This is a genomic window from Crocosphaera chwakensis CCY0110 (genome assembly GCF_000169335.1).
GTDB lineage: Bacteria > Cyanobacteriota > Cyanobacteriia > Cyanobacteriales > Microcystaceae > Crocosphaera > Crocosphaera chwakensis.
In genome coordinates this window covers 17515-29449 of record NZ_AAXW01000054.1, presented here as the reverse complement: position 1 = coordinate 29449, position 11935 = coordinate 17515, and the positions used below count along the sequence as shown (strand labels likewise).

Here is an 11935-nt window from a genome sequence, read left to right as displayed (position 1 = left end):
AATTCTCTTTAGGAGTGCAAGAATGAATCAACCTAAGTTATGGAAAACATTAGCGATCGCTGGGTTTGCTGGTTCAGCAGCACTAGCAGTTACGCCCTCTGCTCAAGCAGTCGTTACTTACAATTGTCCTACCGCAGCGTTAGGCTATTGTACCCTTGCCGATTTATATGCTGGGAGTACCATCCAAGCAGATGATAAGCTCTTTTCTATGTTTAATTTTGAAAACGTTAATACTGGCGGTGTCAACGCCAATAATATCCGAGTGACTGGGTTTATGGATAATGACACAACCCCAGAATATGACCCTGGGTTAAAGTTTGAAGATTTTGGAGATATTTTAAATGGTACTGGTTTCGGTGAGTGGGATACTCGAAGAACTGGTCCAGGAAGCATTATCGACTATCATTTTTCTTATAAAGTGGAAGTGACAGACCCAAGTCAATACATTACAGACAACTATCTCAAAGAATTTGAGTCTGAACTTATTTTACCGACAGAACCCACATCTAATGCCAGGGCTGAGGTCCACGAATTTGTCTTTGAAGATCAAGATTTCCTCAATCCTGCCATCGGAAATGATCCCATTGATGGTGGAATGAAGAATGAAAAAGATGTACTTCATGAGTTCGACTCGGATACTGGTGAATTCGTTGAAAAGAGACTTGACAAGCTTGACTTCCAGACTCCATATAAACAGCTTTTTATTTTTAAAGAAGTGACCGCAGAAAGTTTTGGCATCGGACCTAATGTTTCTTATGGTGTCGTCAACAGCTTTGAGCAAAGTTTCTCTCAAACCAAAGCGCCTGAACCCGGCACCATTTTTGGACTCCTTGCGGTTAGCGGACTTGGTGTTGCTGCTAAGCGCAAAAAACAAAAATAACAGTTATCTGCATCTGTCCGACACAGATAACTGTTAAGTAGTTGAGTTAAGTTTAGTGGGGTTAATTTTGTGCCTTCAACACAAGTAACCTCACTTCTTTTTATGATACAGTCATAACCCCAGTTTTCCCTAAAGCTATCAGCAAAGATAGGTTGTTTAAATTAAACCAGGGAGATTGACTCCTATTTCTAGCATCAATTAATGATGATGATGATGACCATTTCCATGATCATGATGATGATGATTAACGTCTAAAATCCCCGTTGCTAAAGCGGGATTAACCGTTAATGCTTCAGTGGATAATAACTCAGCAATGTGAGAATCAGCCCATTGTGCAGCCATTTCACAAAATTCAGGCTCGTCATTTACACAAGGCATCTGTACATAAGTAACATCGGAAGATTTCTTATGTAAACCATGAATAATGTGTTCTACATCTAAGAGCGTCTCATGGTTTTCTGTCGCAAAACCAATAGGCATAAAGATAATCGCTTTTGCCCCTAATTCCATGAGATTTTTAGCAGCTAATTCTGCATTCGGTTGAGTCCATTTAATTAAAGGAGTTTGATGGTTTAACCAACCCACGGAAATCAAAGGATAACGATGAATTAATCGCTCTCTAACTAATTCATATAATATCTGACTTTCATCAATTCCTGATGTAAATCCTTTCGCTTCATGGGGACAACCATGATTTAATAAAATGATCCCAATTTGAGAAGGTAGGTATTTATCTGCTAAATCGTCTTTAATTTTGTCGTCAACTAATTTAGCCATCAAATCCAAGTAACCTGGTTCGTTATAAAATGAAGGAATATAACGCAATCCTTTTAACCAATGTTCTTCTCCTTCTGCTAAAGATGCTAAAGCATTGTTAACCTGCTCAACAGCAATGCCACTGGTAAAAATTGAGTCAACTACTAACAAAGGATAGATTAAAATTTTATCAAATCCTTGGGCTTTAATTTCGCTTAAAACTTGTTCAGGTAAAAAAGGTTTACAGAAGTTAAATGCTTTAAAAACTTGAACGCGATCGCCCCATTTTTCTTGTAAATTCTTTTCAATTGATTTCCGTTGATGTTCAAAAATATGATTATGAGGGGAAATAAAATGATCGTGTTGGTGTTGCCACTCATGGAGGTCAAAAATAGCTAATAACTTAGCTAAAGGGGGATAGATCCAAGTAGGAACCGGTGCAAATTTAGCAGTCAATAAATTTAAAGCTTGTTCATTATAATTGGCAAAATCTTCATAACTTTCGACTTCACCGTAACCCATTAATAACACTGCGACGCGATCGCTTTTATTTTTTCCTTCTGCTGTTTCAATCTTTTGTTTTTCTGGTGTTGCAACCATCTATTGTTACCTCATTTAGATTGTGATTCTCAGAAGAGAGTTGACCCACCATCAGCAATGTGATGACTGTATCGCCCCTTATTGGCCTCGAACCCTATAGTAAGGGGTTAGAGTCGGTAGGATATTGGGCAACAACTCCTTACTTATTAGTATAAGATACCTTCCCCCAGGGGGGGATCACAGGGGGGTATCTTAAGCTTTATTCAAGAAAATTTGTTCAACACTTCAGGAGAGATAGTTCCTAGTAATATGGATACAGTAGAACAAGTAACGAATTTACCTTCGGTTCTCTCTGTATAGATCATAGTGGCGATGACCTCTTCCCCTATTCTCCGTAGTGAAATTGATACACTTCTCAAAGAACCTTTAACCATTGGTGAAAGGGAACCCGTCTTAGGATTTACTATTGATAGTGAAACCTCAAAGGATCTTGATGATGCCTTATGGATAGAACCTAATCAAGCAGGAGTGGTGATTTCTGTCCATATTGCTGATGTAACCGCCTTAATTCCTTTCAAGTCCCAACTCGAACAACAAGCATTATTACAAGTCGAAACCCGTTATCTTGCTACACGAAACAAACCCATGTTTCCCCGTGAGTTATCTGAAGATAAACTCTCCCTCTTAGAAGCTCAACCCCGATGGACGATGACGATTCGGATCACCTTAGATGAGTCAGCCAATATTAAACAAACTCAACTGTTATCTAGTCATTTAACCAGTCTCAAACGATTCTCTTACGAAAGTGCCGATCGCACCCTAAATGACCCCTCACAGCCCTTGTTTCAAGTGTTACGCTATTGTGAACTTTGGGCGCAGAAACTCGCCTGGAATCGGCAAAATAGAGGGGCTTTCGGACAAAGTACCATTGCTGGTGTCACCCTAGACGAAGAAGGAAAATTGATTGAACCCCCCTTATATCATTCGCAACAGATTATCCAGGAATTCATGGTTTTAGCCAATACGGCCGTTGCCCGTTTAGCTGAAGAACATCAACTGCCCATTTTGTACCGTAATCATACCGCCTCAGCCATTGCCCCTGAAAGTAAACTTCTTATTGAAACCTTAACCACTTTGGGAATGCCTGAATTAGTTCGTCAAAAGTTACAAAGTTGGTTAGATTCGGCGACCTATTCCCCTGCTGTTATTGGTCATTTTGCCCTTTGCGTCTCTGCTTATACTCATTTTACCTCCCCTATTCGTCGTGTGGCTGATTATGTCAATCATCGTATTCTCAAAGCCGTTTTTATTGAAGAGAAACAGCCTCCTTATAAGCTAGAAGAATTAGAAGCGATCGCCCAATATATCAATGAAAAAAGGCAAGAAGTTAAAGAAAAGCGTAACGAACATTTTAGAGAACAGCGTTTGCTAAAAACTGTCAATGTCTTGAATAAAAAAGAAACGATTCCGACCTTATCAGATAAAGAGTTTTCTCAAATCCTTAAAGATAGTTTGAAAGTTGCCAAACTAGATAAATTAGTACCCGAAGCAAAACAACGGTTAGAAAATCGTAGCCTCAAACCGTCTGATTTATATTACTTAGTCTTTGGAGACTATCAAAACCCCGATAATCGAACTTTAATGAAAGATGAGTTATTTAACTATTTAGCAGAACAACCTGCTTTAGCCACACAAATTTTACAAATCGCGTCTACTATTGGACAAACTACTGTAGATTATATAGAAAAAACAACCACTTCAGGACAATTTGCTTTTTGGACAGTATTTGAAGGACAAACCACCAGTCACCCTTCTATTGCCGGCAATAAACAAACGGCTAAACATCAATCTAACCGCTCTTGGTTACAAGGAAAATTAGAAGATACTTTAGATGATCCCACCAATATCGATGAAAGTAATTTAGAGGATCTATTAACAGAAGAAACAATGATAGCTGACGCTTCTATGGTGACTGAAGAACCGTTAGACTTATCAAATCTTTCCTCTGAAGCGATTAATAATCCTATTGCTTATTTACATACTACCCTGCAACGATTAAAACTTAAAAATCCAGCTTATGTGTACCATCAAGTCAATACCCAATGGCATTGTGATTGTCGAGTTCAATGGTTAGACGAAATTTTAATTGAAACAGAAGCCCTAGGACAAACCAAAAAAGAAGGAAAAGCACAGGCTTCTTTAAAAGCAATCATAGCTCTGAATAATTATGTCATTGAAGAAATAGAAGACTGAGGAAAGAAAGGGTGAAACCATCGACAAATTCATAACCTATGTAGTCTTTCAAAGCAAGCTTTAAGAATTTTAATCACAATTTGTCAATTATTAAGTAGAAATTGGGTACTTCTAAGACATAGACACTGTGATCAAATCTTTAAAGGCGACCCATGTCAATAGATTTACTTAATGAGGGACTAAAAGCCTTACAACAACAGCAATATTCCCAAGCTGTCAGTCTGTTAGGCAATTTTTGTCAAAATTATCCCGATCGCAATTCTGACTGTTACCTTCAAGGGTTAATCGCCCTAGCAAGAGCTTATCGAGGCAACGGACAACAGGACAAAGCCATCACCCTAGCTCAAACCCTACAAAAGCATTCTAACCGAGAAATTCAAGAATGGGCTAAAAGCTTTTTATCCATCGTCAATCAAGATGACATTAGGAACAACGAATATAATAATGAGCCTGAGTTTACTAAAATAGCAGGAAGAGCTAGTCAAACCGGTGTTAGGTTGATGATGCCGAGAATGGTTGATAGTCTCACCTTTGCCTCCAACTTCACCATTATTCTCTTGTTAGGGATGGTGTTATCCCTATCTTTAGGGGTATTTTTAATCTTTGATAGTCAACATCCTTTATTAGGGTTAATGATCTCTTTGATCGTTACCCTCATGTTTAATGGGGTGACATTTTTTCTGTCTCCTCTGCTCATGGATTTTATTCAAAAATGGCTTTATAAGACCCGTTGGGTCAATTTAGCCGAAATTAAACGTCACAGTCCCGAAGCTGCTGAGATGATTTTACGGGTGTGTCGAGAAAAACAATTAGCCCATCCTCGTTTAGGCATTATCAATGACCAAAACCCCACTGCTTTTACTTATGGTTCCCTTCCGGGAAATGCCCGTATCGTGGTCAGTGAAGGGTTATTTACTTATTTAGATGATGATGAAATTGCCACAGTTTATGCCCACGAATTAGGTCATATTGTCCATTGGGACTTTGCCATTATGACTGTAGCTTCTACCTTAGTACAGATTACATATTTAATTTATTTATTTGCTCGCCGATGGAGTAATCAAGGAAATAGTGATAATAAGTTAAAAGATAGCTTAAAAATTGCTTCGATTGCTGCTTATATCTTTTACATTATTGGCACTTACTTAATCCTTTATTTATCTCGAACCAGAGAATATTATGCTGATCATTTTGCTGCTGAAACAACAGGAAATCCTAATGCACTATCACGAGCTTTGATTAAAATAGCGTACGGAATTACAGAAGAACTGAAAAACAATACACAATCCAGTAAATTATTAGAAGGAACTCGTGCTTTAGGAATTTGTGATGGAAAAGCTGCTGCTACTTCTGGAACAATTTATCGCAGTAATTCTGATGTTCAACGACTAGAAAAAGTTTTTATTTGGGACTTATTTAATCCTTGGGCAAAAGTAACTGAATTTAATTCAACTCACCCCTTAACTGGAAAAAGAATTCAAGCTTTATGCACTTATGCTGAACAAATGGACATCGGTTCCCAGTTTAATATGGCTAGTGTCATTAAAGAAGGAAATAAACTCAATAAACAAAAGTTAATGACTAATTTTATTATTGAGTTGATTGTTAGTAATAGTCATATTATTGGAGGATTGATTGGGTTTATTTTTGGATTACTTTTGAGCGTATCAATGAAAGATTATAATTTGTTGATTAGTTTTATTGCTTTTGGATTTGGAGCCGGCTTTATTATTAAAACAATTTTTGTTTATCCTAATTTTAAAAAAGCACAAGACACAGATATTTTTACTTTGATGTGTGATCCTTATAGTAGTCCTGTAAGAGGAAAACCAGTTCAACTAAAAGGTAAATTAATTGGCAGGGGAGATGCAGGTTATACCTTTGGTTCCGATATGAAATTACAGGACAAAACGGGGATCATTTTTACTCGTTATGTCTCTCGTTTTGGTGCGATCGGTAACTTCTTGTTTGGTGTAACTCAAGTAGAAAAATTAATCGGAACCTCTGTAGGAACAGTCGGATGGTTTCGTCGGGGCGTTTCTCCTTGGTTTGATTTAATGGAGTTATTGAGTAAAGAAAAAACAGTCAAAAGTTATCCTCGATTTAGTGGGTTTGTCACTGGATTACTGATTATTATATTTGGCTTGATTTTGCCAATTTTTATTAATTAATGTATCAATTATTAAAGATTGAGGTAAATCAGATATACTTAATGAATAGCTAATAATTGAAAAAGCCTTAAATTTTTAACAAGATGTATTTTGTAATCTTAAAAATTAATATCGCTTTTTGAATTTAATCCTGTAATTAAAGTATCTTTAAAATAATTCCGTTTGTCGGAAGATTTCTGTTCCTTGTTGTTTGCCCGAAACCATTAATTTTGGAGATTAATCATGAATCACGAAAGAGAATATTTACAAAAACTTCTAAAAGATCCTTTAAACATAGAAGACTTTAACCTAAATTTAAACCAATCTTCAAGGTCTTTTAAACCTTCTTCAAACAGTTTTCAATCAAAATTTTTCCAAGAATACCAAGAAAATAGTCAATCAACTAACCAAACTACCTCAACCAATGTCATAGGGGATGCCACAGTTACTACCGATAAATTGGACTATAGTCCTGGGGAAACCGCTATCATTACCGCCACAGGGTTTGCTGTAGGGGAAACTGTAGAATTTCAAGTCAATCATATCGATCCCGACACTGGCGAAATAGAGATTTTAGACGGTTTAGGTCATAACGCTTGGCAAGTTATTGATGGAGGGGTCAATGACTTAGATGGGGTAAAAAATGGTGAAATTGTTACCGAATGGTATGTTAACCCGGATGACTCTCTAGGAGCGACCTTTGACCTCAGTGCCGAGGGATTAGATTCAGGGGAAATCGCCTTACATACCTTTACTGATTCTGGGGGTAACATTTCCATTGATTTTATCGCAGCAGCCCCTTTTACTTACGATCACACCACTGGTGGGGGTGCTTATAACGATCGCACCATTGGTAAAACCTTAGATGCGGTTGAATCCTTAGAAGCAGGGGACTTTGAATGTGGGGATATTGTCACGTATTTTGTTGTTATTTCCCATGACGGGGCCAGTAACACCGACGATCCCCATACCATCGAAGTTGATTTGTCTTTTCTTGCCAACACCACTGGACAACGAGGAGTTTCTCATCACGAAATCACCTATGTGGGGGTTAACTATGGACCAGTACAAAATGGGGCTGGTCCCAATGGAGTAGATACGGGAAATATAGATGATGGGGGAAGTATCGCCTATCTCGTCAGTCAAGCCATTAATGGAACTGAGTTTCAGCCTGGTGCTACCCTCGATGCCACTATTCGAGTGACCGATATTGAAGCCTTTGAACAAATCGTGGTTCGGGTGGATACCTTACTCGATTGCGATCCCGGTACTACTCCCACAGGAAACCTACAAGCCGATACCCAAGCAGCGAGGGTGGTGTCTCGTTCTTCAGGAACGCCGACGATTAATGTAGGAAATCAAACCATTCCCTTTAAACAATTTGCTGGGTTTGAGGTTCCTGCGGCCGATGTAGGACTCCGCTTAACGAAAACTGTGACCACCGACTTAAGCGGTGCCGATATTGTTGGGGTTGACTCCTTAGATGTCGTGGCTGGTACAACGGTTCGTTACATCTATAAATTAGAGCATACCGGCAATCCGAGTCAAACCACCGGGTTTGATATTGATGCCATTGAAATTTACGATGATAACGGAACACCCAATGATGTAAGCGATGATTTTGTTGTTTTTGATGCTCAAAGCAATGATAACCGTAATCCTGCTAACTTTTCAGCACCCGATGGTCGAACCCGAACTTCTGCTCCTCCCATTCTCTACAGTGCCAATCAAACCACCGGAATTGTCTTAGGAACAAACAATTTAAAAGCATCTCCCGATGCTCAATACGATAACATTCAAGATGATCTCCTAGCAGGAGAAACGGTTATTTTCTTTGTAGACCGCACCTTCAATAGTGTGGGTACTGTCATTAATACAGGCAGCACTTGGGGACAGTACAATGCAGGGGGACAAGGGGGATCAAACTTCCGACCCTTAACCGATACAGATACTGCGACAGTTAATGTCTATAGTGGAACAATTCCTGGTAGTGTATCAGGGACAGTGTATCAAGACATTGATAATGATGGCATTAAAGATGTTACAGAACCCGGTATTGCAGGTGTTACCATCACATTAACGGGAGTCACTGATGAAGAGATCCCTGTTACAGAAACAGTCGTTACTAACTTTACTGGTAACTATAGTTTTACGAATCTTGCCCCAGGAACCTATACCGTTACACAAACCCAACCGACTGGTTATAAAGATGGTATCGATACCTTGGGAACCGGTGCAACTACAGCAACTCAGCCTGGTAATGATACTTTTGCTGTTACCCTAGCTGCTGGAGATAAAGGAATTAATTACAATTTTGGCGAATTGATTCCTGGCAGTATTAGTGGGACAACTTACTTTGACTTTGATGGAGATGGTATCAAAGATGCCAATGAAACTGGACTATCTGAAGTCGAAGTTACTCTCATCGAAGCTGGAGATGATGGACTGTTTGATACGGCCGATGACACTACCATTAGCACCCAAACCACTGATACCAACGGAAAATATTATTTTGGTGATTTAACCCCCGGAGAATACCGTGTTATCGTCGACAATCCCAACATTGATAATGCTAACGAAGACCCGGCCGAGAATGTGGGAACCGTTGGTGGAATCACTGATGGCACAGCCAGCAACCGACAAATTAGCAACATTACCCTTGATCCCGTAACCACAGGTATTGATGGCATTAATTATGATTTTGGTTATCCCAATGATCAAAGTCCTGAAAATCAAAACTTTATCAATACCCTCTCTGGTACCGTTTATGAAGACGATAACAATAATGGGGTCTTAGATATAGGAGAAAGTGGGATTGCAGATGTTACCCTCGAACTGTATCAGGGAATGACTCTGGTTGATACCACCACCACTGATGCCAATGGTAACTACACTTTTACCGATGTTGCAGCAGGAACCTATGAAATCAGAGAAGTCCAACCCTCTACTTACCTTGATGGAACTGATAGTTACGTTCCTGGGATGGATCAATGGGATAGCCCACCCACCGTTAATAATGACTCGATTATTGGTACATTTACTACGACACCAGACGGTTTAGATATTACGGGGAATAACTTTGGAGAATTATCTCCTGGCAATATTTCAGGAACTGTTTATCGAGATTTAAACAATAATGCCGTTAAAGATCCTAGTGAAAGCGGATTTTCAGGGATTAATATTACCTTGACCGGAACCAACGATTTAGGAGCCATTAGTCCCATTGTTGTGCAAACCGATGTCAATGGTAACTATTCCTTTAATAACCTTCGTCCAGGGACTTATACCATTACAGAAACTGGTGATCCAGGTACAACGGCCAATTTTGATGATAATAGCGCAGTTACTGGGACTAATAACGGAGGAAGGGTTAATGGAGTATTAGAAGGCGATCGCAACGTCCTAACTGGTGCAGATACCATCACGAATATTGTCCTCCCCACAGGTGGGACAGGGGTTAACTACAACTTCGGTGAAATTCCCACTGGAAACACCCTATCAGGAACAGTTTACTACGACGAAAACGGCAACGGTATTCTCGATATTGACTCCTTTGATGGTTCTCGTTTAGAAACTGTAGGGATTGCCGGGCTAACGATGCAGTTATACAACAGCACCGGAACCTTGATTGCATCCACCACCACTGATGCTAATGGAAACTACTTCTTTGATCGTCGCAATGTGACTGATAATGTTCCCCTTCCCAATGACACTTATCGGGTTGTCCAAGCTACTCAACCATCAGGATATCTTGATGGCCTCGAAAGAGTAGGAACAGGGGCTGATACTAATCCAGCACAAAGTAGTATTAATCAATTAGCGAATCCCTCTGAAATTGCAGGTATTGGTTTTTCTGGAGGTCAAGTCAATAACGCGATTAATTACAATTTTGGGGAAATTCTCGGTAGTAGTCTCGCAGGAACCGCTTATATCGATAAAAACAATAACAGTGTTTACGATCCAGACACTGATGCCATTCGTGCCAATGAAACCATTCAGTTAACAGGAACCAATGATAAGGGACAAGTGGTTAACACCAGTGTCATGACCGATGCTAATGGTAACTACATTTTTAACAATTTGCGTCCTTCTAATGGTACAGGCTACACCGTCACCGAAACCAGTAATATAACTTCTAAAGCTGATGTAGGGAATGTCGGCGGTACACAAACTAACAACATCACCAGTGCTATTGTCTTAGAACCCAATACAACGGCCGTTGATTACGATTTTGGTATTACTGCTCAAATCACTGACCTCGCTTTAACTAAAACCGTTAACACTAATGGACAAGGTACAACAGTCTTTAATACAGGGGACATGGTGACGTTTACCCTCACCTTAACCAACGAAGATACGATGGTGGCTGCCTCTGGAGTGACGGTTAAGGATTTATTACCCAGTGGTTACACCTACAGCACCTCCTCTGCTTCCGCCGGAACCTATGACAATGGAACAGGTAACTGGACTATTGGAACTCTAAATGCTAATTCTTCAGCCACTTTAACCATTGATGCGATCGTCAAGGAGAATACAGGGTCAGAAGTTTATATTAATTCTGCTCAAGTTAGCAGTATGGATCAAAATGATATTGATTCGACCCCTAACAACAACATTCTTTCAGAAGATGATCAAGATCAAGCCCTGATTACTGGAATCTTAGCTGAATGCCTCAAAGATGCTACACCAGAAGATGCTGACACCTTAGAAGGAGGATTAGGAGACGATACCCTATTAGGAGACGGAGGCGATGATCTGCTCTTGGGCGGCAGTGAAAACGACGACATTTATGGGGGTATTGGCAGTGATACCTTAGTTGGTGGTGCTGGTGCTGATTATCTCTTTGGCCAAGACGGCGCAGATATTTATCAATACGATAGCTTTGATGAGTCCACTGTGGATGAGCTTGATTACATCTGTAATTTTAGTTCTCAAGAAGGCGATCGCATTGATCTTCCTGCTGCTATTACTGGCCTTTTCTATGCAGGAACTCGCTTCCGTCAACGTACTCTAACTGATCTCACAGAGGCTGCTTTTGCCAATAAAGACGGCACCGGAACCGCTTTAGGCAGCAATGAAGCAGTTATTTACGGTTCACGGGGACGCTTATACCTTGGGGTTAATAATGACGGTGTGGCTGGTTTTGATCCTAATTCTGACCTGATTATTAATGTTACAGGAATGACTTTTGCTGCCGGCGATCTGACCTCTGGCGTTCCCAATAGCACTTTAACAGCAGGAAGTTACTTTATTTAGTTCCATCTTGTCAATTGAATCGATAACATATTTTTAATGTTTCTGAGGTCTAGCAATGCTAGACCTTTCTTTTGACTGTAACTGTTTAAGAATTGATATT

5 protein-coding genes are annotated in these 11935 nt (G+C 39.7%); 4 read left to right on the top strand and 1 reads right to left on the bottom strand.

What is annotated here, in order from left to right; translation table 11 throughout:
• The coding region (locus CY0110_RS31085) for a PEP-CTERM sorting domain-containing protein (RefSeq protein WP_408605586.1) at nt 1–880 on the top strand (880 nt) is incomplete at its 5' end.
• Nucleotides 881–1078: 198 nt separating this feature from the next.
• On the opposite strand, the gene CY0110_RS22170 is transcribed toward CY0110_RS31085, so the two are convergent.
• Nucleotides 1079–2236: a ferrochelatase gene (locus CY0110_RS22170; protein WP_008277813.1), complete on the bottom strand. Its 1158-nt coding sequence runs from the start codon at nt 2234–2236 to the stop codon at nt 1079–1081.
• Between the two features lie 312 nt (nt 2237–2548).
• Between CY0110_RS22170 and CY0110_RS22165 the strand changes: the two genes are divergently transcribed.
• From CY0110_RS22165 to CY0110_RS22155, 3 genes are all read left to right on the top strand, one after another.
• Nucleotides 2549–4429 carry a ribonuclease catalytic domain-containing protein gene (locus CY0110_RS22165; protein ID WP_008277812.1) on the top strand — a complete coding sequence of 627 codons (1881 nt, stop codon included), beginning with the start codon at nt 2549–2551 and terminating at the stop codon, nt 4427–4429.
• A gap of 152 nt (nt 4430–4581) precedes the next feature.
• Complete coding sequence (locus tag CY0110_RS22160) at nt 4582–6600, top strand: zinc metalloprotease HtpX (protein ID WP_008277811.1); 2019 nt, start codon at nt 4582–4584, stop codon at nt 6598–6600.
• Between the two features lie 222 nt (nt 6601–6822).
• A complete protein-coding gene (locus tag CY0110_RS22155) occupies nt 6823–11835 on the top strand; it encodes an SdrD B-like domain-containing protein (RefSeq protein WP_008277810.1) in 5013 nt (1670 codons plus the stop codon).
• The last annotated feature ends 100 nt before the right edge of the window (nt 11836–11935 follow it).